General features: G+C 41.9%; 33 protein-coding genes and 2 pseudogenes. 27 read left to right on the forward strand and 8 right to left on the reverse strand.

What is annotated here, in order from left to right:
* Window positions 1-212 precede the first annotated feature (212 nt).
* The 17 genes and pseudogenes from ASG16_RS19320 (at window position 213) to ASG16_RS19400 (ending at window position 11,759) form a co-directional block, all read left to right on the forward strand.
* Complete coding sequence (locus tag ASG16_RS19320) at window positions 213-599, forward strand: ArpU family phage packaging/lysis transcriptional regulator (protein WP_056490838.1); 387 nt, start codon at window positions 213-215, stop codon at window positions 597-599.
* Between the two features lie 807 nt (window positions 600-1,406).
* A complete protein-coding gene (locus tag ASG16_RS19330; protein WP_056490844.1) occupies window positions 1,407-1,901 on the forward strand; it encodes a hypothetical protein in 495 nt (164 codons plus the stop codon).
* Window positions 1,902-2,119: 218 nt separating this feature from the next.
* Complete coding sequence (locus ASG16_RS19335; RefSeq protein ID WP_056490847.1) at window positions 2,120-2,632, forward strand: ParB N-terminal domain-containing protein; 513 nt, start codon at window positions 2,120-2,122, stop codon at window positions 2,630-2,632.
* Window positions 2,625-3,233, forward strand: coding sequence for a Mom family adenine methylcarbamoylation protein (locus tag ASG16_RS19340; RefSeq protein ID WP_056490850.1), 609 nt, complete (start codon window positions 2,625-2,627; stop codon window positions 3,231-3,233). The genes ASG16_RS19335 and ASG16_RS19340 overlap by 8 nt, the downstream gene beginning before the upstream one ends.
* Window positions 3,234-3,362: 129 nt before the next feature.
* Window positions 3,363-3,596: a hypothetical protein gene (locus ASG16_RS19345; protein WP_056490852.1), complete on the forward strand. Its 234-nt coding sequence runs from the start codon at window positions 3,363-3,365 to the stop codon at window positions 3,594-3,596.
* A 57-nt stretch (window positions 3,597-3,653) separates the two neighbouring features.
* Window positions 3,654-4,280: a hypothetical protein gene (locus ASG16_RS19350; protein ID WP_056490854.1), complete on the forward strand. Its 627-nt coding sequence runs from the start codon at window positions 3,654-3,656 to the stop codon at window positions 4,278-4,280.
* Window positions 4,281-4,336: 56 nt separating this feature from the next.
* On the forward strand, window positions 4,337-4,981 hold the full coding sequence (locus ASG16_RS19355; protein ID WP_056490857.1) for a putative phage terminase small subunit: 645 nt from the start codon (window positions 4,337-4,339) through the stop codon (window positions 4,979-4,981).
* A gap of 55 nt (window positions 4,982-5,036) precedes the next feature.
* Window positions 5,037-5,993, forward strand: coding sequence for a PBSX family phage terminase large subunit (locus ASG16_RS19360; protein WP_241970797.1), 957 nt, complete (start codon window positions 5,037-5,039; stop codon window positions 5,991-5,993).
* An 11-nt stretch (window positions 5,994-6,004) separates the two neighbouring features.
* Window positions 6,005-6,466 (forward strand): hypothetical protein, encoded by a 462-nt coding sequence (locus tag ASG16_RS19365; protein ID WP_056490859.1) that lies wholly within the window; start codon window positions 6,005-6,007, stop codon window positions 6,464-6,466.
* 243 nt (window positions 6,467-6,709) lie between these two features.
* Complete coding sequence (locus ASG16_RS31645) at window positions 6,710-6,790, forward strand: putative holin-like toxin (RefSeq protein ID WP_370444409.1); 81 nt, start codon at window positions 6,710-6,712, stop codon at window positions 6,788-6,790.
* A gap of 70 nt (window positions 6,791-6,860) precedes the next feature.
* The gene (locus ASG16_RS19370; protein ID WP_056490862.1) at window positions 6,861-7,280 is read left to right on the forward strand and encodes an HD domain-containing protein; all 420 of its coding nucleotides are present in this window, start codon (window positions 6,861-6,863) and stop codon (window positions 7,278-7,280) included.
* A gap of 115 nt (window positions 7,281-7,395) precedes the next feature.
* Window positions 7,396-8,073 carry an Ig-like domain-containing protein gene (locus ASG16_RS31290; protein ID WP_241970798.1) on the forward strand — a complete coding sequence of 226 codons (678 nt, stop codon included), beginning with the start codon at window positions 7,396-7,398 and terminating at the stop codon, window positions 8,071-8,073.
* A 92-nt stretch (window positions 8,074-8,165) separates the two neighbouring features.
* The gene (locus tag ASG16_RS31295; protein ID WP_056490866.1) at window positions 8,166-8,576 is read left to right on the forward strand and encodes a hypothetical protein; all 411 of its coding nucleotides are present in this window, start codon (window positions 8,166-8,168) and stop codon (window positions 8,574-8,576) included.
* 193 nt (window positions 8,577-8,769) lie between these two features.
* Entirely contained in the window at window positions 8,770-8,907 is a 138-nt protein-coding gene (locus tag ASG16_RS19385) for an XkdX family protein (RefSeq protein ID WP_056490869.1), read from the forward strand.
* Between the two features lie 95 nt (window positions 8,908-9,002).
* A pseudogene (locus ASG16_RS19390) lies at window positions 9,003-9,460 on the forward strand (phage holin family protein).
* Between the two features lie 191 nt (window positions 9,461-9,651).
* Window positions 9,652-10,269 (forward strand): N-acetylmuramoyl-L-alanine amidase, encoded by a 618-nt coding sequence (locus ASG16_RS31305; RefSeq protein WP_255413026.1) that lies wholly within the window; start codon window positions 9,652-9,654, stop codon window positions 10,267-10,269.
* Window positions 10,270-11,282: 1,013 nt separating this feature from the next.
* Window positions 11,283-11,759: a hypothetical protein gene (locus tag ASG16_RS19400; RefSeq protein WP_056490873.1), complete on the forward strand. Its 477-nt coding sequence runs from the start codon at window positions 11,283-11,285 to the stop codon at window positions 11,757-11,759.
* A gap of 167 nt (window positions 11,760-11,926) precedes the next feature.
* On the opposite strand, the gene ASG16_RS31310 is transcribed toward ASG16_RS19400, so the two are convergent.
* Entirely contained in the window at window positions 11,927-12,040 is a 114-nt protein-coding gene (locus tag ASG16_RS31310; RefSeq protein WP_241970801.1) for a putative holin-like toxin, read from the reverse strand.
* Window positions 12,041-13,314: 1,274 nt separating this feature from the next.
* Between ASG16_RS31310 and ASG16_RS19415 the strand changes: the two genes are divergently transcribed.
* The gene (locus ASG16_RS19415) at window positions 13,315-14,106 is read left to right on the forward strand and encodes a hypothetical protein (RefSeq protein WP_056490883.1); all 792 of its coding nucleotides are present in this window, start codon (window positions 13,315-13,317) and stop codon (window positions 14,104-14,106) included.
* Between the two features lie 220 nt (window positions 14,107-14,326).
* Window positions 14,327-15,826, forward strand: coding sequence for a recombinase family protein (locus ASG16_RS19420; RefSeq protein WP_056490886.1), 1,500 nt, complete (start codon window positions 14,327-14,329; stop codon window positions 15,824-15,826).
* Window positions 15,827-16,058: 232 nt separating this feature from the next.
* Here ASG16_RS19420 and ASG16_RS31650 read toward each other — a convergent pair whose 3' ends face one another.
* Window positions 16,059-16,301 (reverse strand): putative holin-like toxin, encoded by a 243-nt coding sequence (locus ASG16_RS31650; RefSeq protein WP_370444406.1) that lies wholly within the window; start codon window positions 16,299-16,301, stop codon window positions 16,059-16,061.
* On the opposite strand from ASG16_RS31650, the pseudogene ASG16_RS19425 reads away from it, so the two are divergent.
* Window positions 16,287-16,661 (forward strand): annotated as a pseudogene (locus ASG16_RS19425) (sigma-70 family RNA polymerase sigma factor); the annotation flags it as partial. The gene ASG16_RS31650 and the pseudogene ASG16_RS19425 sit on opposite strands and share 15 nt — an antisense overlap.
* 680 nt (window positions 16,662-17,341) lie before the next feature.
* Here ASG16_RS19425 and ASG16_RS19430 read toward each other — a convergent pair.
* Window positions 17,342-17,674 (reverse strand): DUF2834 domain-containing protein, encoded by a 333-nt coding sequence (locus ASG16_RS19430; RefSeq protein WP_056490889.1) that lies wholly within the window; start codon window positions 17,672-17,674, stop codon window positions 17,342-17,344.
* Window positions 17,675-17,821: 147 nt separating this feature from the next.
* On the opposite strand from ASG16_RS19430, the gene ASG16_RS31655 reads away from it, so the two are divergent.
* The gene (locus tag ASG16_RS31655) at window positions 17,822-17,920 is read left to right on the forward strand and encodes a YopX family protein (protein ID WP_370444407.1); all 99 of its coding nucleotides are present in this window, start codon (window positions 17,822-17,824) and stop codon (window positions 17,918-17,920) included.
* A 27-nt stretch (window positions 17,921-17,947) separates the two neighbouring features.
* Here ASG16_RS31655 and ASG16_RS19435 read toward each other — a convergent pair whose 3' ends face one another.
* Window positions 17,948-18,280 carry a hypothetical protein gene (locus ASG16_RS19435; RefSeq protein ID WP_056490892.1) on the reverse strand — a complete coding sequence of 111 codons (333 nt, stop codon included), beginning with the start codon at window positions 18,278-18,280 and terminating at the stop codon, window positions 17,948-17,950.
* Between the two features lie 345 nt (window positions 18,281-18,625).
* The gene (locus ASG16_RS19440; RefSeq protein WP_056490895.1) at window positions 18,626-19,105 is read right to left on the reverse strand and encodes a hypothetical protein; all 480 of its coding nucleotides are present in this window, start codon (window positions 19,103-19,105) and stop codon (window positions 18,626-18,628) included.
* A gap of 312 nt (window positions 19,106-19,417) precedes the next feature.
* Here ASG16_RS19440 and ASG16_RS19445 point away from each other — a divergent pair, with 312 nt between their 5' ends.
* Window positions 19,418-19,972 carry a hypothetical protein gene (locus ASG16_RS19445; RefSeq protein ID WP_056490898.1) on the forward strand — a complete coding sequence of 185 codons (555 nt, stop codon included), beginning with the start codon at window positions 19,418-19,420 and terminating at the stop codon, window positions 19,970-19,972.
* A 234-nt stretch (window positions 19,973-20,206) separates the two neighbouring features.
* Here ASG16_RS19445 and ASG16_RS19450 read toward each other — a convergent pair whose 3' ends face one another.
* Both ASG16_RS19450 and ASG16_RS30705 read right to left on the reverse strand, forming a co-directional pair.
* Window positions 20,207-20,635 (reverse strand): NucA/NucB deoxyribonuclease domain-containing protein, encoded by a 429-nt coding sequence (locus ASG16_RS19450; RefSeq protein WP_056490899.1) that lies wholly within the window; start codon window positions 20,633-20,635, stop codon window positions 20,207-20,209.
* A 221-nt stretch (window positions 20,636-20,856) separates the two neighbouring features.
* Window positions 20,857-21,015, reverse strand: a complete 159-nt coding sequence (locus ASG16_RS30705) for a hypothetical protein (RefSeq protein ID WP_157966777.1) — start codon at window positions 21,013-21,015, stop codon at window positions 20,857-20,859.
* 516 nt (window positions 21,016-21,531) lie between these two features.
* On the opposite strand from ASG16_RS30705, the gene ASG16_RS19455 reads away from it, so the two are divergent.
* The 4 genes from ASG16_RS19455 to ASG16_RS19470 all read left to right on the forward strand — a co-directional run bounded on the left by ASG16_RS19455 (window position 21,532) and on the right by ASG16_RS19470 (window position 25,266).
* The gene (locus tag ASG16_RS19455; protein ID WP_056490902.1) at window positions 21,532-21,984 is read left to right on the forward strand and encodes an ASCH domain-containing protein; all 453 of its coding nucleotides are present in this window, start codon (window positions 21,532-21,534) and stop codon (window positions 21,982-21,984) included.
* Window positions 21,985-22,403: 419 nt separating this feature from the next.
* Complete coding sequence (locus ASG16_RS19460) at window positions 22,404-23,861, forward strand: alpha/beta hydrolase family protein (protein ID WP_056490905.1); 1,458 nt, start codon at window positions 22,404-22,406, stop codon at window positions 23,859-23,861.
* Between the two features lie 402 nt (window positions 23,862-24,263).
* The gene (locus ASG16_RS19465; RefSeq protein ID WP_056490907.1) at window positions 24,264-24,749 is read left to right on the forward strand and encodes a hypothetical protein; all 486 of its coding nucleotides are present in this window, start codon (window positions 24,264-24,266) and stop codon (window positions 24,747-24,749) included.
* Between the two features lie 97 nt (window positions 24,750-24,846).
* Complete coding sequence (locus ASG16_RS19470) at window positions 24,847-25,266, forward strand: hypothetical protein (RefSeq protein WP_056490909.1); 420 nt, start codon at window positions 24,847-24,849, stop codon at window positions 25,264-25,266.
* A gap of 104 nt (window positions 25,267-25,370) precedes the next feature.
* Here the strand turns inward: ASG16_RS19470 and ASG16_RS19475 are convergent, their stop codons facing one another.
* Window positions 25,371-26,162, reverse strand: coding sequence for a DUF2935 domain-containing protein (locus ASG16_RS19475; RefSeq protein ID WP_056490912.1), 792 nt, complete (start codon window positions 26,160-26,162; stop codon window positions 25,371-25,373).
* A gap of 199 nt (window positions 26,163-26,361) precedes the next feature.
* Between ASG16_RS19475 and ASG16_RS31550 the strand changes: the two genes are divergently transcribed.
* Window positions 26,362-26,484: a hypothetical protein gene (locus ASG16_RS31550; RefSeq protein WP_056490916.1), complete on the forward strand. Its 123-nt coding sequence runs from the start codon at window positions 26,362-26,364 to the stop codon at window positions 26,482-26,484.
* Window positions 26,485-26,555 lie beyond the last annotated feature (71 nt).

Genomic DNA, 26,555 nt, shown 5'->3' on the forward strand with positions numbered 1-26,555 from the left:
ATGTAAAGAGAATGATAAAACTCCAAACCAAAATGGAGGCCACCTCAGCATGAGGTAGCCTCCATTTTTTAGGTAATAAAAAAAAAAAAAAAAAAAAAGAGAACGTCTCATTTCAAGATAGAGAGTATTTTGCACGGCTCTCCAGCTGGGAGCCCGTATATATGTTCGGCAAAAACATTATAGCATGGGCTGCCACGAGGGGGAATTGAAAGATGAGCGCACAAGAGCAACTGTCATTTCTGGAACCAGTAGATGAAAAAGAAGTCAGAAAGGCTGTTGTCAAAGCATTAAAAGAATATAAAGCCCTTCGTGTTGCTGTACAAAATAAACAGGAGAGACAGGAGAAGGGCATTGATCAACTGTTTCCACGGCTTCAAAAGTCAGAGTCCACGAATGAGTTGAAAGCAAGACAGATTGAAAGGGCATTGCAGTACTCGTTGGATGAAGTAGAGCGTCAGATAATTGAAGAGAAGTATCTCAGCACATCACGGGTAAAAGACATTAACATTTATCTTGAAATGGGATTGGACAAGGATAGGTATTACGAAAGCAAAAAAGAAGCTATTGCTCAAATTGCAAAGGCACTCGGTATAATTTGAGTGCCTTTTTTTTAAAAAGGCTCCGATAAAATCCCGACAAAATACGGGATAAAATCACGGATAAAAGGCAGGACGATTTGAAATGTTATGGACGGTAATCTTGAGTCAAGAGCAAGCAACGTCTGCTCTTGGGAGATACCGTCTATCCCTTATCAATGGCGTACCTGAGCGAATCTATGGGTGATGACGAATGTGACCTTACGAGAAGGGGACATACTGAGCCTGAACGCACTAGTCTTGCGATGATCGTAGCAGGGAACCATGCAATTATTTCTTTTTTTGCATTGTCTTATAGCGGTTTTCAAGTTTTGGGAACCCCTCTCGGAGCTTTGGAAAATCGCGATTTACTCTGCTGGGATTTACCGGACAGGGGATTACATGCGAGACTTACGGCTCCAGCCACTCGCCCCTTGTCCAGTATCTCTCATATTCTTCTTCGCCAACCCTGTCAAAGAGTGCAGAGGCTTTTTTCCGGTAAGCAGGGGCAAATGCTTACTGATTGTTCTGCAACGCCTCCTAAAGCCTGTGACCGCAGTAGGCGTAAGGATTGGCTCGCGGCGGAGGCCCCTGCAAAAAAGAGTGGGGCTTTTGATATAGACAAGCACCTGCCATTACCTCAGAATGGAAGTATAGGGGGTGATATTTTGCCAGAAATTTATCTAGGAATTTCGATACCTGATATTGTTGTTAGTTCGAAAACTATTCTTCCAACTGTCGCAGGGGTTATTGTCACAGTGATACTAATAAGAAATAGTTTAAATTAAGCACCCACACGGTGCTTTTTTTCATGGAGGTGGGTGAAATGTAGTGCGCCAATATATCGACTCAGCGACAGGAGAAATATACTACACCGAGGAAGTACTCCGCCGGTCGGACGAGATTGTAAAAGTTTTTCGTCCAGTTGGTCGAAGCTCAAAATTCGTGAAGATTAAAGCCAGCCAAAAGGCAAAGCGACGGCTCAGAAAGCTGTCACTCGCTGAGGCGGGCTTTTTGTTGAAGATTGCACCTTATGCCAGCGAGGGAACTAACCTTCTGCAAGGCGACAATGAGCGCGGACAAAAGGGTACGCCGCTTACTGTCAAAGACCTTGCCCGCATCGCAGATTGTTCCTATCCAACAGCACGCAAAATAGTAAAGACATTCATTGAGCTGCACATCATGCGTCGAACCGACTTGGAAGGACGGTCAGCATTAGCTATCAACCCCCTATATTCTCTCAACGGGAAGACAGCCGGAGCGTGGCTCCTGCACCTATTCAGCCTGGAGATCACAGAGGCAGGCGAAGACCCAAATTTGGACTAGGGGGTCGCCAGAATCCAGCAGGCAGCCAAAGCATAAGGCTCTAAGCTTCAACCCCATTTTTGGCGGTGAAACAATACATATACTTTTCCGTTGGAATAGTAGTCGTTTGATTACACTACAAAATACGGCACCAGCCCAACAGTATCAAGGCATACAGCAATTTAAGGGCTGGCAATATTCTTTATTCTTACTTTATCGCCACGAAGGAGCTGAACAGCATGGAAATACGGAAAATCTCAGTCTCTAAGATCAATCCAGCCCCGTATAACCCACGAATAGATTTGCAACCGGGCGACATCGAATATGAGAAGCTGAAACGATCCATTCAAGAGTTTGGATACGTCGAGCCGCTGGTTTGGAATGAGCAAACAGGTAATCTCGTCGGCGGACATCAACGCTTTAAAATCCTTGTAGAGCAAGGAACTACTGAAATAGAGGTTTCTGTTGTGTCCTTGGATGAAATCCAAGAGAAGATTTTGAACGTTGCATTGAACAAGATCAGCGGCGATTGCGACACAGACGCTCTCACGCAATTGCTTGTTGGATTGCAGCAGGAAGGGGTAGACATTGCCTTATCAGGCTTTGATGATGTAGACCTCAAGCAAATGGTCGGAGAGATTGAGATGCCGAATTTCGAAGCTGGCTCAGCAGAGGACCAAGGCGACCTGGGTGTATTGAGTTCGAAGTTGGTGACTTGCCCGCATTGCGGTGAGGAATTCGAGCATGATTAATTTGAAGGTCGATTGGGCGACACATGAGGCTGCAAAATTTGCTTGCGAGAATTTTCACTATAGCAAATCTCTCCCTGCTGGAAAACTTGTGAAAATAGGGGCTTGGGAAGATGGCAAGTACATCGGAGTTGTTATTTTTAGTCGTGGAGCCAATAGCAGGATCGGTTCACCTTATGGCCTGACTCAAAAAGAGTGCTGCGAACTCACAAGAGTAGCTCTTACCACTCACAAGTCGTTTGTCTCAGAGATATTGTCTAAGGCAATCAAATTCTTGAAAGAGCAGTCATCCAACGTCCAATTGATTGTGAGCTATGCCGATGTTGAACAGAATCATCATGGCGGGATTTATCAGGCAACCAATTGGATTTATGAAGGGAAAACGGGTGGTGAACATTATTTCATCATCAAAGGGAAGAAAACTCACCCCAAGTCGATTCATTCTAAATACGGTACCGGCAGTCAACGAATCGAATGGATTAGGAAAAATCTTGATGCCGATGCAGAGTTGTATTACACGGCAGGAAAGCATAAGTACCTGATGCCACTAAACAAGAAGATTCGGCGCAAAATCATGCCTTTGCACAAACCATATCCAAAATAAAAAGGGAGACGCGTCAACGTCCCACTGATCACCCGGGTCACCCCCGGCTGAGATAGCGATACCTGCGGCCGCAGTTGTCTTCACTCGCTATCTCGTTTTCCATTTTACAGGAAAGCCGAGGGTGCCACAATGAAAACAACAACAGAGCAGTCTTCTCCTGAATCTATTGACCTTCTATTGCAATATCAAATTGAAGTGATGGAAGGCATCATGGAATCGAAGGATCAATACAGGAAAGTCGTGAAAGCAGCCATTGCAAAGTGGGTTAAGGACTTCCAATCAGGCAATATTGAAATCAAAACAGTAGATGACCTGAAAAAGCTGATAGAGTTGGACATTGAGCTGCAGAAGGACGATTTCTAAAATATTTGTAGGATATTGTCTCTCATTGTTGAAATTTACTGTTGGAGGGATCAGACAATGAGAGCAGATACTATAGATAAATTTAAAGCTTATTTTGGACTTGGCTCTATGATTGTTATTGTTGGAACAATGACCCTGGCTGTCATTGATGCTTTTATCGATATCAAAAGAGATCTTCTTATAGCAGGGATTGGATTTTTAGGTTCAATTATCGGTGGAGCAATTACTCTTATTGGGGTTAACATCACACTGAAAAATCAGTATCGAGAAGAGTTTTTTAAATCATATCCAGAAAAACGAAAAGCTAGCGTATTGGTAGATAGAATACTTAATGACGCACTATATGATTTTGAAGAAAAATATGAAGATGATGATAAAGAAGAATTAGAGTCAGCTATTAGTATTTTTTTAGAACAAGAAGAGATGTTATTAGAAAAGGCTTCAAAAATAAGCGTATCACATTTTGAGTTAGTGTTTGATTTTATTGAGTACACTAAGAAGGTTCATACAATTTCTGTTCACCAAGAAGAAATTAATAATGGAACGCAGTTTAGAGGACTTGATGAGACAGATATTGAACAATGTTTTGGTGTTATGTACAAAATCACTGAATACATTTCAAGACTTAATCATCGTCTTAGCGACTATTACGAAGAAATTGCTCCATTTAAGCGCCATTATTAATGGTGCTTTTTATTTTGAAAACAACCCCATGAAGTGGTGAGGTGGTGGTCATGTAGATGGCGAGGAATCCAGACAAACAAAGATGCAAGGCAAGAAGCAAGCAGCGCGACGAGCAATGCAAAAACTGGGCTAAGCCCGGCTGGGACGTCTGCCGTTTCCACGGTGCAGGAGGCGGCGCACCCCAGCGTAATACCAATGCAGTCAAAACGGGAGAACATCAAACAATCTGGATGGATGCTCTGACTCCCGAGCAACAGGAAGTTTTGGACAGGGTCAATTTGGAGCCGTTGGAGCAAGTGAACCAATCAATCAAGCTTTACGCTTGGCGAGAAAGAGAAATCATGATTAAGATTGCTCGAACTGAGAGTGGTTTGACTGAAAAACAACGGCGAGTGCTGCAAGAGAGGCTTACCATAAAAGAGCCTGTGCAAGTCCACAACGACAAATCTGGACAAACCAAAACAGTCGCTCTGCCTCGGGAAGAATTGGTCACCACGGAAATAGAGGAAACGGAGTACAGGGCTATTGATGACATCCTTCACCTACAGGATGCGCTAACGCGGGTAACCGACAAGAAGCTTAAAGCCGTCGAAATGAAACACAAGCTTTTAAGTGGAATCAACCCTGAAACAGTCAATGTACAGCAATACTTAGAAGCATTAGGTGCTGTCGCAGAGGAAGCTTGGAGAGATGAGGAATGAAAAAAGGCGGAGCAAAGTTTCAATTTAAGCCTTTTTCCCTCAAACAAAAAAACTGTTGACCTGGTGGACAGAAAAATGCCCGTATCATGATTATGACATGATTATCGCGGACGGCTCGATTCGTTCAGGAAAAACAGTTTCCATGATCGACAGCTTCCTCATGTGGTCCCTTGCAGCGTTTCAGAATCAAACCTTCATCATCGCAGGAAAGTCAATGGGGGCACTCAAGCGGAACGTTCTCCAACCGATGTTCCAAATCCTGAATGCAAAGGGCATTCCGTATTTTTATCACAGGTCGGAGCATTACATTTCCATTGGCTCCAATGTGTATTACTGTTTCGGGGCGAATAACGAGTCCAGCCAGGACGTTCTACAGGGGCTGACAGCAGCCGGTGCATATGCAGACAAGGTCGCATTGTTCCCCAAGTCTTTTGTCGATCAGATGGTCGGGCGTTGTTCTGTTGAAGGTTCAAAAATCTTCATGAACTGCAACCCTGCTGGTCCATATCATTGGTTCAAACTGGAGTACATCGATCAAGCCAAAGAGAAGCGGATTTTACGACTGCACTTTACCATGGACGACAATTTTACGCAAACTGCCAGATTTACGATGATAACGGCGATTTACGGCACGTTAGAGGGCAAGATGGTCCTAAAGGTGGAATATGGGGACACCAATCGTCTACAAAGGGGAAAAATCCAAACGGTAAATGATTGGAATGTAGAGGTGACACTGACCATCACTGCAACCAATGCTGGTCTGAAATATTTCTGCGTCGAACAGTTGACAAAAGGTAAGACACCAGTCCTGCCTTTTTTGATTGGGGAGACGTTGGATAAAGAGGCGGGCAATTCCGAGCGTGTCAGAATCTCCAACATCGTGTTGAACCCCGAAGAGATTACTCTTTGGGAGGCGAAGGCGGACGGAAACGATAATGCTACCTATGAGATTAAAGGCATGTCAAACGAGAAACCGGACTACCTGGACAAGCTGCCAGAGTACTTCGACTAGGAGGAATTATTGTGAGCAAATTGGATAAGTATTTAGCGAAAGCAAAAGAGCCGGTGCAAAGACGCACTGGCACCGTTGTTATTGATGGTGATGAATGGCAAGTACGAGAGCTTACAATGTCTGAGACACGGGCATGCTTCAGATTAGCTGAGGACAGCAACGGGAATCTTGATACATTCCGTTACAATGATATTCGCATCGTAAAAGCTACTGAACATGAGTTTCCATGCAACAATAAAGAGCTCCTACTAGCTTACAATGCGAGGGATAAATTTGAACTACCTGTAAGACTTTTTGAGAACGACCGTGAAGGTTACTCTGCACTTTTGGACAAGGTGAATGAGGTAAACGCGAAGGTCAAATCAGAACAAGAAGTGGTTGAAGAACTAAAAAACTCATCAGAACAGATGGAGAATCAAGCCACCTCTGTCGGGCATACCTCAGAGGTAGAGGGAAACCATCTGACATCCTAGAATATGAGGTCGATCTTTATATGCAAAAGTTGTTCAATACGGCTTGCCAAGCAATTGAAGCAGAAGAAGAGGAGAAGGTAAGCACATAGCTTTCTCCTTTCTCCCGAGCGGTAGGAGGTTGGGGAGAAGTAAAGAAAAGAACGCTCTGAAATAGAGCGCCTAGATGTTATAATATTCCAAGTACAATTGAATCGGCTCATCTAAGGGTGGTCGGCTCATCCCCGATAGAAAGGGGGTGAGGCCATGACGGTGTTTGAGGCAATATCATTGATGCTCACTTTCGGGCTGCTGATCGTTGCCGTGCTGTCGTTCCACAAAAAGTAGTAGACCACCCTTGAGCTTGGTAGGCTTGGTGGTCTACTGATGACAAATTGAGATAAAAGAGGTGGGCTAGATGGATTTAGAAAAAGCGATATTAATTGCCGTAAATGCTCATAAAGGACAAACCGATAAAGGAGGGTACACTTACATTTTACATCCATTAAGGGTCATGCTATCTATGGATACTGAGTCATCAAGAATTGTGGCAGTCCTTCATGATGTAGTTGAAGATACAGATGTAACACTAACTGATTTGCGACAGCAAGGTTTTTCCGAGCAAATCATAACTGCCATTGATTGTTTAACTAGGAGAAGTGGAGAGTCTTATATGCAGTTCATTGAGCGGGTAAAACAAAACGACTTAGCAAGGGCGGTAAAGATAGCAGACATTAATGACAATAAAGATTTGTCTAGGATACCAAGTCCAACTAAAGAAGATATAGAACGACTCAAGAAGTACAACAAAGCATTAAACCAGTTGTTATCACAATAGTTAAATTAGATGGCACACTCGTTTTAGAGTGTGCTTTCCAACTAATAATGCTAACCAATTAGTGTCTCCGGTAGCAGGGCGAAGCATCATCACAATCGCAGGTGTCGCAAATGGAGTGGCCTATCAAAACTCTGTTGCAGCAACATTTTTAGCTACAGATGCAGGAGGATCGGCTCTTTCTTCGGTAATAGCAACCTTGAACGGAGTTGCTTACACTTCAGGGACAGCAATCACCACGTCAGGGAACAAAACCCTTGTAGTAAAAGCAATCGACAACGCTGGAAACGAATCTCGACAGACGGTCAATTTCAACATTAACAAAACACCAACGATCAATCTTACGTCTCCTGCCGATAATCAGACATTAACGGAAGGGAGCCCATACAAAGTTGAGGGTAGTGGGGCTGATCCAGATGTAGGCAATGTAGTTACCGCAAAATACAAAATAAATAACGGTCGAATTAGGGCGTTGCAATCCGGTGTATCGAACGGAAGCACGCCTATTTCTTTTTTGCTGAATTTGACATACAAGAACAAGCGATTATGGGACGGAGAATCCGATGTATATGGCTCGGATTTAGCGGAGAATGTGGACCACAGCCTAACTGTCTGGGCAGAAGATGACCAAGGTGGGGGGAGCGGAGAAGTCACTCGCAAGTTTAGGGTGGTTTGGAATCGTCCTCCGGTGATCGATAGCGAGAATAAGGACCTCGGTTCCTTTATGCAGCCACCAGTAGTGAACTATTCTGCCACCGATCCAGAGGGCAATACATTCACATTCAGCGAGTATTAAACGGAAAACAAATCAGGTCGTTTGCGGGTGTAGCCGGACAGCAATACACAGTTGAAATTAGCCATGACGCTTGGATTCGATTGGATTTAGACGTGCAGCATCAAATCAAGATCGTTGCCACGGACAGCGCGGGAATCTCATCCGAGCGAATTTACACGTTCACCCGAACAGAGACGCATATCGAATTTATGCTAGATTACGGAACCCCTGACATCAAAGCAGACTTCACGTTAGACGGTATGCCATTACGTGTATTATTGACACTTGAGCGATACTTGCCAGAAGGCTCGTCAAATGAAAGTGTGAAAGTTTGTAATAACTACTTAGATACTGTACCGACGTGGGAAGATTGTACGGGAGCAGTAAAGGGGAACCGAGGTTATCTCTTCACCAACAAAACCAAGACTGCTGCAAATTGGGCAATCAATCTGTGGGTCATTTTTGCCAAGGGAACAGCAACAGAGCGAGTCAGATTGAACGGCTACGGAGGTGCGTTCAATTAATGAATATGCAAAATAAGCAGGCTATCTAAGTGATTAGAGAACAGCAAAAAACTGATCCAGTTACGACGATAGGCCAGGAGCTTTCCACACTCAAAATTAGCAACATCCAAAAGGATGCGTTAATCCAAACAATGGGCGAACAGCTAGCCCAAGTTAAGCTAGAGTTAATTCAATTGAAAGGAGGTGGTATCTGATGGCATTTTGGGCACTGGCGTTTAGCATGAAGTGGATCACAGCAGAAAAGCTGCGACTTGCTGTAAAAACTACATCAAATCCTTTCGGAGAAATATCCCCGGAAGAATTTAAGCAAATCACTAGCCAGGAATTCTAGGTTGGTGATTTTTTATTTCAACCAGACCATGAGCCAGCCTCGTACATAGCGGGGCTATTTTTGTGCCCCGAGGGGGTGAGGAGGAAGATGAGCTGATGAAGTTTATACAGAGTTTAGAGAACGTAGTGACCCCAGCAAACGGGATAGCAGCAACCGCGGGAGTGTTTCTTACCCCGATATTTCAGTACCTCTATGGAACGGGGCGGCTCGATATTTTAATCGTGCTTTTTCTTATGATTTCACTCGATTGGATCACCGGTATTTCCGCAGCGAAAAAGGACCATACCTACTCGTCTGATTATGGCCTTTCCCGAATCCCACGGTCGCTGTTTCTTTTTGCACTGCCTGCCGTAGCAAATTTGCTGGATCGGGTGATGGGCACACCCGGTTTTCTGTTTTATGGAGTTACATTCGGTCTACTCTATCACACATGGAACAGCCTCACAGCGAATGCACACCGAGCTGGTTGGCCTGTGCCGAAGTTGGTCGTAAACTTGGTCGGTTCGAGATCAAAGCCAAGACTGAGCGTGCTGCACGAAAGGAGATAAAATAACAATGAATATGACGATTCCCGGCGCGCGCGTGACAGATGTTCGCGCCTCTTTATCACGACACAAAACATTAAGGTATGGACGACGCAAACTATCAGATATACGATCGTCTGCCATTCACCATTCAGCTACAGTAAGCGGGTCGCCAGAGGCATTCGCTCGCTAACATGTTGGCACAAATGGTTGGCCGGGCATTGCCTATCATTTTGTGATTCAAAAAGACGGCGTAATCTATTGGTGCTACGATTCAGAAACAATTTCCTACCACGTAGACAATAGCAACCGTCATGTGCTAGGCATTTGCCTAGTCGGAGACTTTAGGACTCAGCAACCCACAGCAGCGCAGATTGAAGCAACACAGCGCCTGTTGCAGTACCTGCAGGTGGAAATCCCAACAATGAAACAGGTACTGGGACATCAGGAGTATTCCGGCTATGCATGGAAAAACTGCCCTGCATTCCCGATGGGCACATTCCGAACAAATTACTCACAGTTCTTGCAAAAAACTGTGGGTAAAGTGGACAAGCCAAAGCAGATTCCAGTTGCAATTAGGTTGAACGGGGAACTGCTTGCGGTAACGGGCTTTTTACAGGAAGGAGTTTCTATGCTACCAGAACGACCTGTATCCAATGCTGCAGGCGGAAAAGTGGAGTGGATTGAACAGACGAAGGATGTTCGCGTAAACGGCAAAAACCTTAACGAGAAGATCATTGCGGGATCGGCATATGCTCCAGCTCGTGAGTTGGCTGCCGGGCTTTGTCTACAAGTTGAGTGGGATGGTAGTACAAATACAGTAATATTGAGAGGATGAGATTCATGGATAAAACAAGAAGAAACAGGGAATTTTGATGATCATAGGTGGAGCTCTTGCAATTGTAGGAGCAGGGTACGGGTTACTGACAGATGAGCAAACCCAACGATTCAGCAGGCTCTTGAAATACTTCTAGTAGCGTTCTAAATGCAACAGCCTTCCTTCCGGATAAACGGGGGAGGGCTTTTTTGCGTATCGTATAATGAAGGGATCAACGGATGAGATAGGAGGGTTCACATGGCGGATAAGCAGAACACCTCTGATACGGGGAGGTAGTCCAACTACCAAAAAGTCAAAAAAATTTCAATGAGCGACTGGCTAGATTCGTACATGGGATGTAAATGTCGATAAATGACGAAAGGCGATAAGCAAGAAATTTGAGAAGCATCAAAAGCATCTTGCAGAGAGAAATATAAAGGAACGCAACAAGATGCTGGGGGAATAAGGTGAAAACCCACTATTCGGACCTGAATCCCGTGGTGGTTTTTTTGTGTGTTAATGTGATTTAGAAATTTCGACCGTGGACTTTTCCTATTCACGACACACTAGGCATTTTGTTTGTCCTTCGTAGTGCTCATAGTAAAATTCTTGGGTAATTTCTCGATACTTACCGCATTTCTGGCAAATGAATCTAACTTTTTCATAGCAGTCCCGCTCCCAAAATCCTCCATTATTTAATTTCTCTCCCCTTGTGCCTAAACGGCTAAAAACTGGAGCTAACTCCCGATCATCCACAGCATCTTCATCGCAATATAATAGCCTACTTCCGAGAATTGTACTGATCTAAGAACTCACCGTTTAATCGTGTCTACGCTTCTTTTGGACCTTAGCTGGGATACTTGCTATTGCAAGTTGTTACCTATGTAACAGATTTCTACCAGCACTCATATGAGAATGAAATTAACTATCTATAAACAAAAGAGTTATTTTATTTACACATTTATTATTTACAAAATTTGTAAAATCGTTTATATTTTAGTTGATTTTAAAAAAATGAAATGAGGTATGTAATCATGTCTAAAATAAACAAAGTAGTCTTGGCCGGTACACTAGCTTTAACTGGAATTGTTGGTTTTAGCCCGAACGTATCCGCTACGTCAAAAGTAGAGGCTACTACGTCAAAAGTAGAGGCTACTACGTCAAATGTAGAAGCTGCTAGCATAAGTCCTCAACAAACTTCTGCACATGCGAAAAATGGCTATAGTGCCACAAGTAGTAAAATAAACGGAGCTGGGCAATATGGACGTATTAATCTTCAAATAGAAAGCGTTGATCATCTTACTGCTACTACTGCTCGAGTTATGAAGGTAGTTGCTTGGGGAGCAGATCAAGAAGTAGCTTCAGTTCAAATTAGTTACGTTGACTATGATAATGGGATTTATAATAAGTCTACGGATGTTTGGTTAGAAAAAGGAGCTCTCTATTATATTGATCTCAGTGTCGAAAACAATGGATCTTCAAGCGCAGGGCTAAGTAATTATACTTGGTAAGTATGTGGACATGGGTTTTCAACTTGGACATGTAGTTAACCCTATTTCCCGTATTTGTAATCTTTAAATAGTAGACTCCGACTCCTTGCACGCTAGCCGCATTTAAGGGCGGTGGCTTCGGAATAGACTTACGTCAAAATAGACCGCATACCTTTCCACAGGGCGGTCTATTTACGTTTGTTTTGGTTGATGGCATTGACGATAGATATAACCAATCCCAGCAACGTGATAATCAACATGCCGAAACCGATCATAAGAGTCAAAGCATCTTTCACCTCCACAGGCATCACCTCCCTTCCGAGAGAGGATATGTAGCGCTGCATAACGCCATTACCTGTGGATGACGTCGCCGCGCTTTATCGTTCCATCTAGAGCAGCCCTAACGAGGTTCTGATCGTCTAAGTTAACTACCCTCCCTGTGCCTATCTCCTCGGCCTGTAGACGTCCACGGCTGACCGAAACAACTCGATAAGCGTCACCTGATGGTTTTTTATACCGTGTTCTCGTAACCGTGCGTGGCAGACAGGAGAATGCCTCTATAACGTGTCGCATTTAAAAGCTGAATGCCAAGTTCGCCTTAACAATTATCTGTACGACGCCAAGCAGAAGGCGAAGTAATTCTTGCGAAAACACGGCATCATTCAATCGGGAGAGAGCCAGTAACGTTATGTAGGGGGTCCATCACAACATGCTCAGATGGACCCGCATTGTCTTTGTGTCCCATACTCTATCCCTCCTTTACAAATTACTGGCGATTAGCAAGTGTACAAACAGAACTTGTTCTATCGCTAAAATATTGCTATGTGAAAAGTTGTCCGCCCGTGCGTTAGGGGGACAAGATTGGGTTGACAAGGTTCTAATTTTGATGCATAAGCTTAGTAAGAAGAGGATCAAATTGGATAAAATCACAGTAATCTCAAGCTAAGGGGGGGAATGACATGGCAAAAGCATCCACACCCAAAAGACCGACTCGGGATGAATTTGAATTAGAAGAATTGGGGAATCGACTCATCAAAGCAAAAGATGAAGGAGACAAAATTAGGGACTAACCAATCATTTACATATTTATCCATAATCGTTATCATAATTAAGTCGCTATAGATAAATTGAAAATTGATTTGTAAAAGAGGGAGGCGTAAGTATGTTAAATGACTTTATATCAATAACTTACATCGCTCCAATAATAGTTTTATTGACACTTATATTTAGTATGTATAAGTATAGATTTGTAAAATACAACACTCAAAATGCAGGTATTTCAGGGGTAGCAATAATTGCCTTGTTGACTTTAAGGGAGAAAGATTTTTATTCGTACAGCATGGCAGTCATATTTATGATCCTACTAATATTATTTCTGATAAATAAAAAACGACATAGTTCGTAGGAAAAACTAGCGAATTTACTTATAAATTCAGACCTCCTTTCATAAGGGGGTTTTTATTATGTTTAAAAATTATAAATTTATGTAAAATGCAATCGATTTACATTTATTTACATTTCTTATACTTGTGTGTAACATTAGATGTAACAACCAAAATTCCAGGAGGATTAACAAATGAAATTGAAATTCAAAAAAATCATTGCTTCAGCACTAACCTTTTCAGTCTTAACATTATCGGCCAGCAGCGTATATGCTGAGAAACTTCCAGAAAATGAAAATGTCGTCGATAACTTCTCATATGATAGAGATATTAAGGATGAGAACAATAACGTTATTGGAGTTATAACAACAGATGTCACTCGAGAAGTTATAGTAGAGGAAGATGGTACTAAAATAATTACATTAGAAAAAGACATTGTTGAGGACTACATTAAGGGGGAAGATGAGGAACGTACTAAAGTGGATGAATTTAAAATTACAGCATCTGGTGAATATTATTTTAATGGGGAAAAATTGAGTGAAGAATTTTTAAACCAAACGTATACCGGACCAGAAAATACTCTGAAGGCCTCTTTTAAGGGAGAGTCAGGTGGATATTTAGCTGAATACAAAGAGATTTCCCAAGATTACTACAAACTTGAGTCGTACAAAACGGCAAACTTTTGGTTAGATAGGTCTTCAGCGAAAACATATACATCTACATATGTAGGGATGGAAGATTTTGGACCTAAAATCTCTATATTTATAGGAAGAGCAGATGGTGTTGAGGACGCTCGTGACCAAGTGTCTTTTCTAACTAGCGCATTAATAGCAGAGCTAGGGGTTACCGCGGTAACAGTAACTACGGTTATTGGTGCAATTGCAGCGGGGGGAGTTGCAGCAGTCACTGCATCTGAGTTGATGGATGCTAGTGCAGATGGACTAGAGGATCTTGAAAAGGCGTACAATCTCATTAAAAATATTTAAGTTAAGCTAGCATGCGAGGTCTGATAAGACAACCCGTCCCTGTTTTAAGGTGACGGGTTTTTCATGTTTCCTCACTACTTTTGACAAGCCGTTCGTGCATATCTTCTCGACAGGAGGGGATGAACGGTGCATGTAAAGATAATACCGGGTAACTCAACTGACAGCATTCGTTCCGCCTGTTATCACTATTTATTAGGAAAATACAGGAGGGAGAAGCCGTATGATCGGAATATATGCCAGGGTGAGTACAGAGGAGCAGGCCAAAAGCGGGTTCAGCCTCGACGATCAGATAAGGGAATGCAGGAAGAAGGCAGCGACGAGTGAAGCTGCCGAATACATAGATGATGTATCAGGCGAGTTCCTAGATCGTCCGGCTCTCTCAAGGCTAAGACAAGATGTGAAGGACGGGGTCATAACAAAGATTGTTTGTCTGGACCCTGACCGTTTATCGCGTAAGCTAATGAACCAACTGCTTATTACAGATGAATTTGATAAACGTGGTATAGAGCTTGTGTTCGTGAATGGCGAATATGCAAAAACGCCTGAAGGTCAACTCTTTTACAGCATGCGTGGTGCAATTGCTGAATTTGAGAAGGCAAAAATTAATGAGCGTATGAGTCGGGGAAGAAGAGAAAAGGCAAGACAGGGCCGCGTTCTCCGTGACTTTCAAATATATGGGTACAGTTATGATTCTGAGAAGGAACAGATAGTAATAAATGAAGCTGAGGCAGCAGTAGTGCGACTTGTATTTGATCTGTTTACTCAGCCAAATGATCTTGTTGAAGGGATAAATGGAATAGCCGTTTACCTGACCAGCAAGGGGGTTCCTACAAAGCGGGGGGCGAGTGTATGGCATCGACAAGTGGTACGTCAGATGCTCATGAATGAGGCATACGTGGGGAGGTTTTATCAAAATAAATGGAATACAGAAGGGATGCTTGGCAACCAGTTTCGGCAACCGTATGAAAAAGTCCGTATGAAAATGCGCCCAAAAGAGGAATGGATATTATTGCCGTGCCCATCCATTATTGATGAGATGAGGTTTGAACATACTCAACAACTACTAAAGGAATCTAGAAGAAGATGGGCGGGCCGGAGCTTCAACGAGTATCTCTTAAGTGGCCTAGTACGCTGCGGGACTTGTGGAAATACGATGTCAGGCAAGAAAGCGAAAAACTGGGGCCAACATGTATTTGAGTATACCGACGTTAAGAATACCGCAGGTGCAAAAAATAAGGGATGCGGTCGCCGTGTAAGATGTGAGCAATTGGACAATCAGGTTTGGGAAACGGTTGCGTCCTGGTTGAATAATCCTGACGAGATTGCGGTGGCAGTGGAAGATAAAGTGGAAACCCCATTCGAGCAAGTGGAGTTGGAGCGCTTGCAAAAGGAACTCGAAAAAACAAAAACAGGGCGTAAGAGATTGCTTAAATTATTTGCGTCTGGCGAAGAAGATATTGGTGAAGAAGATATTCGCCAAGAGTTGAAAGAGCTGAAGGAGAAGGAAGATAAACTGAATCAGCGTCTCAATGAGCTGCTGGATCAGACAAAACAGCAGGTCGATTATGAGTATAGCCGCAACTTGATCCAGGAAGCTGCTGAATATTATTTATCGAAGGCACAGGATGAGCTAACCTTTGAGGATAAAAAAGAGCTGATCCGACACGTGGTAAGGGAAATAAGAGTATTTGAAGAGAGCGTGGAGATATACACGTTCTAAGAATACAGACAGAAAACATGCGATGGCTACGAGAGCATCTTTTGCATAATTTTATTACGTATTTTTATTTACTATCGCTTGTGGTAATATTGGATGTAACGAGTTAATACCGCATAAACTAAAAAAGACCGCCCGGCTGCAACCGGAACGGTCAGGTACAATAGACGTTCCCTACAAGGGGGCGGCTCACTGTGTCATAGAAGTAACCGCACGAGTTGGGACTCAAGGGCGGTTACTTCTTTTTTCTATCGAAGGACAGAATCAACACGACTAGCGTTGCGAATGAAATCATCAACGTCAGTGTTTGATATACCTCCATAGCCTCACCCCCTCCCGTTTTGGGATAGAGAGTGAGCATCCACCCTTGAGGAGCCGTTTCTATTGTATGAGGAAAATTATAGCATGAATGATAACGAGTCTCCACGAATTCTAACCATACCCCCCTTTTGACATTTAGATTGAAATCCTCATGCATCTAAGAAGCCTGAAAAAAACCAAAAAAGACGTATCCTTGCACGACCCAATCGGGACGGATAAAGAAGGGAATGAAATCACCTTAATCGACGTCCTTGGCACAGAAACCGACGAAGTGGTCGACGCTGTACAGCTCAAGCTGGAGTCCAATAAGATTTACCAGCACATACACATCCTCGATGAGCGCGAAAAAGAGGTGATCATCGGCAGGTTCGGGCTGGATCAGGACAAAGAAAAGACACAGCGTGAAATTGCACGTGAGCTGGGCATTTCTCGTTCGTATGTATCCCGTATCGAAAAGCGAGCGTTAATGAAGCTGTTTAATGAGTTTTATCGAACGAAACAGCCGCAGGGAAGATAAAAGTTCAAGACGTAAAGGAAATTCATTTGGAAAAAGTTCACCCGTAAGAGAGGCATTCTTTAAGTCAGCCTTCTTACGGGTGATTGCTGTGCGAGTAACTTCAAAAATGATTGTATCCGCACCACTTTCATTTTTTACACGAAAAAACACGTAGCATCTGATGCATTTGAAACAATTCACCCTGATGTAAAGCTTAAAGTTGGAAGGAAAAGTGGGAATTGATCTATATCGCTTTTAAATCTTTTGTCCTAGGCTATTCAAAAAAGAAAAAAGGTAAGGATGGTGCGAACAAATGAGCGACTTTGGTAGGCAGACGACCTCTACATGGAACAACACTCCTTTTCTTGGAGCGTAACGTAGGAGGATGGGCAAAAAAGAACCCACCGATAGCATATTCACTATGGGTGGGAGTGGGAATCGTTACCCTGCCTAGGGCTCACTCTTTAGGGATTCAATCCAATCAGCATGACAGGTATCGCACAATAGTTCGTTGCGATCCTGTTTACCTTGGAAAAACGTGATTTGGCGAACGCTGTCGGTTTCACGTTCACAGTAATAACAGCGATATTTCCCCAATTCGTTCCCTCCTTGAAGAGTTTTTCAAGAGTAACGATAGTTATCCTCCCCATCTATGGTTTTATCTAACACGCTAAAAATTTTTCAAATGATCATAAACCCAATTATGTTAAATCAATTCGTTTATGACCTTCTATGGTTTTTTGTCTGAAGTAAAGAAACAGAGGAAAAGCAAATGATAGACCAACAGTTAAAGTGGCGGCTATGTAAATCCACCAATGCTTAATGTGATGCTTTCTAACTTCTTGAAAAAGAAATACCCAGAAAATTAAGCATGAGATTAGAAAATCGGTTGCAAAAAACGAAGAAATGTCGTTTGCAAAAAGCTCCGATGTAAAGAGTTTGATATCTAATCCATTTGCACGAAGGAACGGAATGAAATAACTGTATGGCAAGACTGCTCCCAAAATTGCCAGTAACAAATATAAGTTTTTCATTCTCAACTTCCCACCCTTATTTGAAGTACGATTTTGGATATTACGACAAAGGGCGCTATGCCTGGTAATTAGATAACGTTGAGCAGATAGATGAGCCGATGACTTCGAAAGGACAGCAAGGACTATGGAATTGGGGAGGGGAACGGGATGCAATTCACCAGGCTACGTGACAAGAACGGCAAGGAGTTTTTCGAAGGGGGTATCTTGCAAGATATCACTAACAGCGATGCCGTCTGCTTAACATAGATAATCAAGTTGTTTAAACAAACGAAATTAACAAGAGGCCTTCCGTAGGTTTGCACTGCCATAGGAGGTTGTAGTACCATCCGGACGGTCTTTAACAATTGCATAGAGAACATAAGCGGTGTCACTATTATGAGTCTGATTCACATTAACTGTAACATAGCCTTCTGTATTTACATTGAAATACCCAGACGAACTAGTCTTATTACTTTTGCCTAAGTTCGAAAAATTTGCTACTTGTGTTGTTGTAGAAGGTGCAACGGTATTAGAAGTTTGTTGTGAATTGGCGGCTTCTACCCCTGTTGGAATCATAAAAGAGGCAGTAAGTAATGCGAGCATAGCTGCTTGAGCAAACTTTTTCAAAATCTATCATCTCCTAATTTTTAGATTTTAGTATATATTACATAATAAACCAAATTTTTACAATATTTTTTGTGTGCGAAACACTTTATAACAAATCACAGCATGAAGTCTTATAAAAATGAACTTACACACCCTTGTCGGTTACATCTCATCTTTGTCTACGGAATATGCTAGTCACTGTAGGGGAACACCCCGTATGTTGGCGGGATATTGAGAGGCTGTCATGGTGATGATTGGTTCTAAGAGAGTTAAGAGGGATAGAATGAAGTGAAACAAGCCACCCAGTATATGAGTGGCTTGTCTTTGAGGGAGTCGCGTTCTCCCTGCTCAATGGAAATGTGTAGCTTAATCCAAGTACCTGCTATATACATAGTATGCATCAGAAAGGTTGTCATTAGAAATGATTGTATCTACTCTTAGGTTATATGTTTTGTTTGCTTCGAGGTAGACATCGAAAAACTTTTTATCGTAATTGGCGACATTTGCGTTGTACGACCCATTTGCATTTAATCGTAGCCAAAAGTCTTGATATCCTACACCACTACCTTTTGTTCCACGAGCGTAGACAAACTCAAAGCGAACGGTGCCTGATCTTGGAGGAGTGACTTTATAATAATCGGTGGATTGGTCATCTTGAAAACCATTAATTTGCCCACCGATAGCATAGAGACCGGCACCACTTAGATTGTTGTTGTCCGGCTCGATGTCAGGATAAGTTGCTGAGGCATTAAAATTATCTAGTGCTGGAGACTCCTTGGCAGAGGCAACGTGGATGAGACTAGAGAGCAAAACTAATGTAAGCAACCCAGACATTACTTTTTTCATACTCTACTACCTCCTAAAATTTGGTATATAATATTATTACCACCTTATATGTTAGTTTCATATGGATTTTTTTGGATTTTATTTTAATTTATATATTTCACCACTATATAATTGATCTAATGGTTTGCCAGCTAAAGCAGGTGGTTAAATGTGGTTAAAGACGGAATGTAATAGTACTGTACCCAACAGGCATCAACCAAGCAACATACGATTAACTAATGTTGCGAGTAACAAGGGAAATATATTACGATTCCATATATATCTTTGATAACGAGCTAAACTTATGATTGGTATATAGAAAGGGAACGCCATATGTTCGCACAAGAAACATATATTTTAAAACCAAAGCAGTTCATAAACCAAGAAGAAATGTGTAAAGAAAACAAAACATTCATTGACTGCTTTGATTTAGTTTTTGTCCCATTGGACGATAGGGAAGAAATGAATAAGTACTTCTCGTGTAAAAGAGATCGCCGGTATGTTGATACAGCCATTCACCTTATCTTCAATGAGGATACATTGTTGCATAAACATGTCTTCGAAACCGATCTTTGGGGCGATCTTTTATCCCTCGTGAGTCGATTTATCAAATTTAATTTTGCTAATGTTCAATTCACTAGTACAGAGAGTTATTTCTCATTAGTAGATCTTCAGAGTAATACCATTCAATATTCAGTTAAAGTGACTGACTCGATTTTTGATTTTGAGATAGAAACGATTCTGCCTAAAAAGGAATTTGTCGAATTCATCCTAGTAGAAACCATAAAATTCAGTGAATTAATGATAATGTCCGGTTTTAACCAAAAATATTATGAAGATAGAATAAAACGGGCTACTCAGTGGTTGTATTGTGTTGATTATTTGTAACTAGAAATGATAAGAGTCATTGAATCGAGATCAGGCTCACTATTCCATGAAAATGAAATCTGTGCATGATCAGATGAGAGCCTATCCTGTACCAGCAATGGTCGGTAGTCCTAAAAACGATGTTCCTGATTCCATTCAAGAAATAGATCACCCGTCCCTGTTTTAAGGAGACGGGTTCTTTGCTGTGAAATGTTTATTCGTATCAGTAACCTGTGGGTGCACAAAACAGACCCTTTATTTGACCAGGATTTCAACCTTAGTTCCGTTTGGAAAATCCTCTAGTTGATTGGAAATCCACGATCCAGCTCCTCGATTATCGGATGGTGATATGTATTCGATATGTGCCCCTGTTCCACCCTCAGCACACATGGCCATGGGCCACTCGTCTCGATCGAATCCCTTTTTTGTAGGTATGCCTTTGAGTGATTCTTCACGATTTTCATCTGCTCCATCGCGGTCAATTGTACATACAGCGGATTTCCCAGAGGCAATTGCTTTTTTGATATGCTTTGCAGTCTGAGGGTATCGATCAGATGGAAAAACAATCGTATGGTCTACGTTCCCGTTGCTGACTGTTTTGTTCTCTATTGGCACAAGTCCAAAGAAATAGGCGGCACCGACCAGCAGCACCACAATCAACATCAGCATTTTTCTCTGTGTCATGCTTTTGTCCTCCAATTCAGTTCTTTTTCAATAATAACACCACCTAGCAATATGTCGAAGGGATGTGATCGGCCTGAGCAAAGGGAACTAGCTATACCTGCAAAGGTCAGAAGTCCAAAGAATGAGGACCCAAATATATCCTAACCAATGAATAAAAAGAGGCACCATCCTGTCTTAGAGGAGGTGTCTCTCATGTTATTTAGTATATTCCTTAAGTTAAATCACTCATCACTTTTGCCAAAGTATGTAAAAACATTCCAAATTCCAATAGCTAAATAAAGGAAACCGAGTAAACCATAATCCAGGCTAGTTATTAATAAATAAAGGCCAATCAGGCAGATTACTATTGAACCAGTTTTTTGCAAAGTTGCTTTTTTCATAATTCTCACCTATAAACAGCATTGTACAAAAATGTATCATGATGTTTGTTAATTTACAAAATGCTCATTCTGTGAAAATCAGTGGGCTCCAATTAGGATCTCGCAAGTCCGCAATTGTAGAGATGACTCAATGATACATGAAAATAATGGCTTTTACACAATGTGTAGCGAATGAAATCAGCCAATCTTACCGCCAAAACATAGCCGTTGCGTGAATGATCGTGGTGAAGTTTAAATAAGGTGATCCAATACTTCGGGCAAGGTTCGTTGTGCTCCGTTTTCAGTTAGTAGTTCACTCATAGTGGGGGGGCGTAGGGTCAAGGTAGTTAATTAATGCGACAATTCCCCAATAAATAATTGATGCAAATTCGATCATACAAAATTCACTCCTTTCACGTTAATACGCAATTGGGTAATATTGGTTACGGAAGGAATCATGGAAAGACGGAAGGAAAAAGGGGGAGGGCGTGTCGGTTTCACACATCATTACGTTTAGTACCTAGGGAGGGAAAGCCGTTGAGAGCCATCACTATACACCAACCGTGGGCGATATTGATCGCAATCGGGGAAAAACGATTCGAAACTAGAGGCTGGCCGACAAAGTATCGAGGAAAAATTGCGATCCATGCTGCTAAGAAAGTGGACAAGGAGATTTGCCTACGAGAGCCTTTGCGCAGTGTTTTGGATTTGCACGGGTATACGGTAGACAATTTGCCAGCAGGGGCGATTGTGGCAATTGCCAATCTGGTGGGTTGCCATAAAGTTATCGGGAATAAAGGTACCGCCTCCGCGTATCTCAGTAACCACAAAGTTGTAGACGGGCACGAATTACTCTTTGGAAATTTCGACTTTGGACGTTACGCCTGGGAAATGACGGATAGTAAGTGGATAGATCCGGTGCCAGCAAAAGGACAGCAAGGACTCTGGAATTGCCCCTCGTTAGGGTATTACCCATCTGTAAGGATATAAATCGGGACTATAAGGATGTGAGAATACTTGGCGATAATGGTTCCAGTCATCCTGTCAATCATAATATTGTTAAGCATGCTTGTTGGTTTAGTTGCTCTTAACTAGTTATCAAACTTAACAATGGCAAGATATGATTAATTTTAACCAGCCTGTGCATATTGACTTCTGATTAAACTGTCAAATTGCCGATGCTGGTTTTTTGTCGTGCAATTGCCACCGATAAATCGTAGCCTCCCGGAGTTGTTATGTTTAAATGTACAGGACGGATGTCCTGTGCAATTTTTAACTTGTGTGGTATTTGTTTTAAAAGTACTACTTAACATGACGGGTGTCTATTTACATCACAGTAGTCAGGTTGCTTGCAGGCCAGTACATTCCAAAAGACTGTTTAATAGCAAAATACTTGGAGGGGGAAAGACATGGTCTTTTTAAAAAAACTAGGACATCAGGTGTTTTTAGTACTTCTAGCTCTAATGCTTATTTTTACTGCAGACGCATCAATGGTGAATGCAAATTCTAACGAACAGAAAGTTGATTTTCATGAAGAGACCATTACTTTTGTAAGCGGGACCGGGGAATACAGGGAAACATTACATGGAACGGTACTCATTCCTAATCAAGTTGGACGAAAGGCTGGAATTGTACTTGCGCATGGTTCTGGAGTTGGCGAACCTGGGAAGGGGGGAAATCAAACAGACATTCGTAAAGAAGCAGAGGTTTTTGCCCGAGCTGGCATCATAACATTGATTTATAACAAGAGAAGTAAAGGATATTCTAAGACAAATCGTTCCTATGAATTGTTGGCCCAAGATCTTATTGCAGGGGTGAAATTTCTCCAAACCCGATCAGATATTGACAATAAGAAAGTAGGAGTTTGGGGCTTAAGTGAAGGCGGTTGGGTTGCACCACTAGCAGCTTCACAAACAGATGATATTGCATTTGTTATCACAAGTGGTGCGCCGGGCATTTCTCCAGCCCAACAACAAACTTGGAATATGGAAAATCGGTTGCGTCATCAAGGCGTCCAATCCAAATCTGCTATTCATTCTCTTGTATACAATGGAGCAGGCGTAGTGTTTTCACTATCTGGGTCAGAAGCGACCTATAATCCTGTTCCCCCATTACAAAAAATTCATCAACCATTCTTAGCTATCTGGGGTAGCAAAGACCGACAAGTGCCACCTGCAGAGAGTGCAGAGATTTTCAAAAATGCTTTAGACAAAGCCGGAAATCGAAACTATGTTTTACAGTTTATTGAGGGTGCAGATCATTCCATTTTCAACAACACAGATGACGGCTTTGTATCCCTAAAGACACTTTATCCAGGTTATGCGGAAGTGATGACCTCATGGTTATTTCATGTAATTAATGACCAACCGCCGGTAGCCCAAACGGTTGGACAAACACCTTTACAAATGAGTAATAGTCTGACAGATCTTACAACCGTCCATTGGTATGATTACTATTGGTTTCAACTAGGGATATCAGTACTTTTTCTGTTGATTTTTATAGGAAGTTATTTTGTTTCCAAAAAGAATCGATTGAAAAAGATAACAAAGGCTTCTTCTTCCATTCAAAGGTTGGCTGGCTGGACTGCTTTAATTGGGATGATCTCCATTCTTAGTTTCTGGATGTATCTCATTTCCCTGTGGATGAATGGAGGGAGAGATGTAGGATGGGTCGTTGCCGGTATTCCATTTTTATGGATGGTTATTCAGCTATTGGCTACTATTACGGCAGTATTAATCATTCTGCTCATCATTTCTTGTTTGAAAAATCAAAGGAAACAACAAACGAGTGCGCGTGTAAAATGGATACTTTATGCAGGGATTCTTTTTATTCCTTGGGCAATTTACTGGCACTTATTGTTTTTTTGAATAGTATGAAGGTCAAAATAGCGCAGCGAGTCTAAGACTTTATTTTCAGGTCTTAGGTCGCTGCTTTTTCAATTATTCGGGTTCAGTCTAAAACATTTTTTTCACTTTTTGCTGTTGCGGTATAAATCATTGCCAATACGAAAACTTGAAAAACGGCCACGCTAAACTCCTTTGGAATTACTATGCAGGGATTTACCGGACAGGGGGAATAAATGGAGATTATGCTAGCTAAAAGGAAAAAAAACTGGAACACCTTTAAATAATACAGTTGTATTGTTTAGAATCGCATGCTATGATGTCTTTGAAATAATTGGAAGGAGATGGAAATGATGCATTATTTTTAATTTTATAAAGAAATATGAAAAAGGATTTGTTCGAAAAGATTAAGTGGGAGTGTGGCGTATGATTAAAAAGTTAATGACTTTGGGTGCCGTTGTTTCTGCATTAACTTTCGGTTCGCAAGTTGTGTTTGCAAATGACGTTTCACAAACTGAGAAATTAGGCCAAGAAAAGATTAGGTTACAAGAGGGCAGTGTCAATGGTAGAGATCAGCAAATCAAAAATGTTCAGCAGCAATCAAATGAAAACATCTTTTTTAGAAAGCTAGGATTAAGAAATACTGATGGATGGATCTCTTTTGAGGATTATGCCAAGTTCACTGTTAACTACTACCGAATAGTAGAGATTACCACCCACCATACGGGACAGAATGCTGATATCGAATACGTAGTGGTTTCCCCAGGCAAGGAACCAAAGACGTTTCAGATAAAAGGAGAAGTCATAGGCAAACAGACGTTTTGGCTCCCACCTGGCACGTACTATGTGAACTTCCGTAATCACTCAAGTGATCCGGCTGATGTTTCTGTATCGGTAAATCAATACATGTAATGACCAGTAAGACTCACCATGACCAAGTCTACTCCCTATCAACTTGCTTTTCTTCAGAAGGCGAGTAAAAAGAAATGTAAAAAGGAGTGTTTTTACGATGAAAAAGTTTATGACAAGCTTAGCGACAGTGGCATTATTGACTTCAGCAGTTCCTGCATTTGCACAGGAGGGGCAGCAAACATCTGTAACTACTGCAACCACTCCATCTTCTTCATCTAACGAGTTATCAAAAGCTTCTGCTGAACAGGAAGAGTTTCAAGATATTGAAGTGCGTTTTAATCATGTTCCAAATGTAGATAGATATAAGTGGGTTCGTTACAATATAACCGATGGATATGAGGACGCAGGTGGTACTTCGTACTCAACTAGCACAAAAATTTATAGTTTGCGAATTGGAAAACTATACAGAATACATGCTTATGCTTTAGACCAAAACAATAATGTAATCGCAGTATCAAACGCGGTGGAAGTAAGAGGGGAAAGAGGGGAAACGGTTATTTTTCTAAATTTAAAATAATGGCTATCGGAATAGATAGACGTAAAAGCACCTCTTGGGTGCTTTTTTTATTGAGGTGGGCGAGGTGTCACTTTTGTTAGACAGAAGCTGTACCTCCTGTTTCCCTACTTTGCGTGTGTAAGGGATACTTCAAAGGCATCTAAAATCTCTAGAAAATGCGAGGCTTCTCTAAATACATGGTCAGCGAGCAATGGGGGGATTATGCTCTTGATTTTGCATTCCTCAATCAGATCACGAGCAGTTTTTTTGAAGTCACGCAATTGACGGACGGATACGCGATTTTGATCGACAAATTGATTCAGGAGCGGTTTCGTTTGAGACTGGGGACGCATGGAATCAAGATCCTGAGCTTGGAACAATAATTGATCAAAATCATGACTAAATTCTCTAGCTTGATCCACTAGCTTTCTTTCGGAAGGATCGAGCAAATGGTTAATAAATTTCGCATGGTCAGCCATGATTCGTAGGAAGAAGACGTTCTCATTAATCACCGCATCTGGTAAGGGATCAAGGTTTCCTGTATTCAGTTGTTCTAATCGATTCCGGAAATAGGCGGCTTCCCGGCTCACGTGATCGACCAACAGCGGAAAGTTGTTACCACCGATTTTGCAACGAATAATGAGTCCGAGTACTTTGCGTTTAAAAGCCCAAATATAGGAAGTGGCATTGTGAACGATTTGATTAAAGTCATAGATTCGTTGAGGGTCTACGTCAGAAGAAAAGGCAAGGGCTTGGCTTTCAATTTCTTCAAAAATGCTGTAAAAGCGATTCGCTTCTTCAATCAATTTTGTGTCTTCGCAGTTAAAGCCCAATTTGAGAAACAGGGAATGTTCTTTCATGATGCGAGACCAAAAACGTATTTCCTCTAATGATCGTTCAACAAAAACATCTGTCATTTTGTACCTCCGCATAAGGATTTGGGCGGAACATAGCCCATTTTCCACTTTTGATCACACATGATGTATGTCTATGCGTTTACCCAGTTTCGGGAATGGGCATGAGCACAGAATGAATAAAAGAATAGAGCCCATTTCTTCATACAATTGTCTCGGTGTGCTTGTCCCATAAAAAAACTCCCAGTAACGGGAGTTTTCCATGTTAAAAGCGACGCATCGAATGCATTTGCGTTCTGTGGTGATGGGCCCGCATGCGATGGAAGTGTTCTCTTTCTCTAAAGGTATGATGACGCATGCGATCATGCCGATGTTCAAAAGCTAAAGAGCGAAAACGTTCTGCTTGCCTCATGTGGTGATGCATTCGCTGTCTGTGATGCTCAATAGGATCCATGA

Origin of the sequence: Brevibacillus sp. Leaf182 (assembly GCF_001423865.2) — a bacterium.
In the GTDB taxonomy this organism is placed as follows: Bacteria; Bacillota; Bacilli; order Brevibacillales; family Brevibacillaceae; genus Brevibacillus; species Brevibacillus brevis_C.

Bases quoted from the DNA above. Each gene is read 5' to 3' on its own strand.
- ASG16_RS19430 (WP_056490889.1), bottom strand. From the start codon at position 17,674: ATGAAAAACTTATATTTGTTACTGGCAATTTTGGGAGCAGTCTTGCCA.
- ASG16_RS19445 (WP_056490898.1), top strand. From the start codon at position 19,418: ATGTTCGCACAAGAAACATATATTTTAAAACCAAAGCAGTTCATAAAC.
- ASG16_RS19335 (WP_056490847.1), top strand. From the start codon at position 2,120: ATGGAAATACGGAAAATCTCAGTCTCTAAGATCAATCCAGCCCCGTAT.
- ASG16_RS31655 (WP_370444407.1), top strand. From the start codon at position 17,822: ATGCAATTCACCAGGCTACGTGACAAGAACGGCAAGGAGTTTTTCGAA.
- ASG16_RS31645 (WP_370444409.1), top strand. From the start codon at position 6,710: ATGACGGTGTTTGAGGCAATATCATTGATGCTCACTTTCGGGCTGCTG.
- ASG16_RS19440 (WP_056490895.1), bottom strand. From the start codon at position 19,105: ATGAAAAAAGTAATGTCTGGGTTGCTTACATTAGTTTTGCTCTCTAGT.
- ASG16_RS19370 (WP_056490862.1), top strand. From the start codon at position 6,861: ATGGATTTAGAAAAAGCGATATTAATTGCCGTAAATGCTCATAAAGGA.
- ASG16_RS19465 (WP_056490907.1), top strand. From the start codon at position 24,264: ATGATTAAAAAGTTAATGACTTTGGGTGCCGTTGTTTCTGCATTAACT.
- ASG16_RS30705 (WP_157966777.1), bottom strand. From the start codon at position 21,015: ATGAAAAAAGCAACTTTGCAAAAAACTGGTTCAATAGTAATCTGCCTG.
- ASG16_RS19385 (WP_056490869.1), top strand. From the start codon at position 8,770: ATGGCATTTTGGGCACTGGCGTTTAGCATGAAGTGGATCACAGCAGAA.
- ASG16_RS19420 (WP_056490886.1), top strand. From the start codon at position 14,327: ATGATCGGAATATATGCCAGGGTGAGTACAGAGGAGCAGGCCAAAAGC.
- ASG16_RS31550 (WP_056490916.1), top strand. From the start codon at position 26,362: ATGTTAAAAGCGACGCATCGAATGCATTTGCGTTCTGTGGTGATGGGC.
- ASG16_RS19320 (WP_056490838.1), top strand. From the start codon at position 213: ATGAGCGCACAAGAGCAACTGTCATTTCTGGAACCAGTAGATGAAAAA.
- ASG16_RS19345 (WP_056490852.1), top strand. From the start codon at position 3,363: ATGAAAACAACAACAGAGCAGTCTTCTCCTGAATCTATTGACCTTCTA.
- ASG16_RS19470 (WP_056490909.1), top strand. From the start codon at position 24,847: ATGAAAAAGTTTATGACAAGCTTAGCGACAGTGGCATTATTGACTTCA.
- ASG16_RS19450 (WP_056490899.1), bottom strand. From the start codon at position 20,635: ATGACACAGAGAAAAATGCTGATGTTGATTGTGGTGCTGCTGGTCGGT.
- ASG16_RS19415 (WP_056490883.1), top strand. From the start codon at position 13,315: ATGAAATTGAAATTCAAAAAAATCATTGCTTCAGCACTAACCTTTTCA.
- ASG16_RS19340 (WP_056490850.1), top strand. From the start codon at position 2,625: ATGATTAATTTGAAGGTCGATTGGGCGACACATGAGGCTGCAAAATTT.
- ASG16_RS19460 (WP_056490905.1), top strand. From the start codon at position 22,404: ATGGTCTTTTTAAAAAAACTAGGACATCAGGTGTTTTTAGTACTTCTA.
- ASG16_RS19400 (WP_056490873.1), top strand. From the start codon at position 11,283: ATGTCTAAAATAAACAAAGTAGTCTTGGCCGGTACACTAGCTTTAACT.
- ASG16_RS19355 (WP_056490857.1), top strand. From the start codon at position 4,337: ATGGCGAGGAATCCAGACAAACAAAGATGCAAGGCAAGAAGCAAGCAG.
- ASG16_RS31650 (WP_370444406.1), bottom strand. From the start codon at position 16,301: ATGCATGAGGATTTCAATCTAAATGTCAAAAGGGGGGTATGGTTAGAA.
- ASG16_RS19350 (WP_056490854.1), top strand. From the start codon at position 3,654: ATGAGAGCAGATACTATAGATAAATTTAAAGCTTATTTTGGACTTGGC.
- ASG16_RS19475 (WP_056490912.1), bottom strand. From the start codon at position 26,162: ATGACAGATGTTTTTGTTGAACGATCATTAGAGGAAATACGTTTTTGG.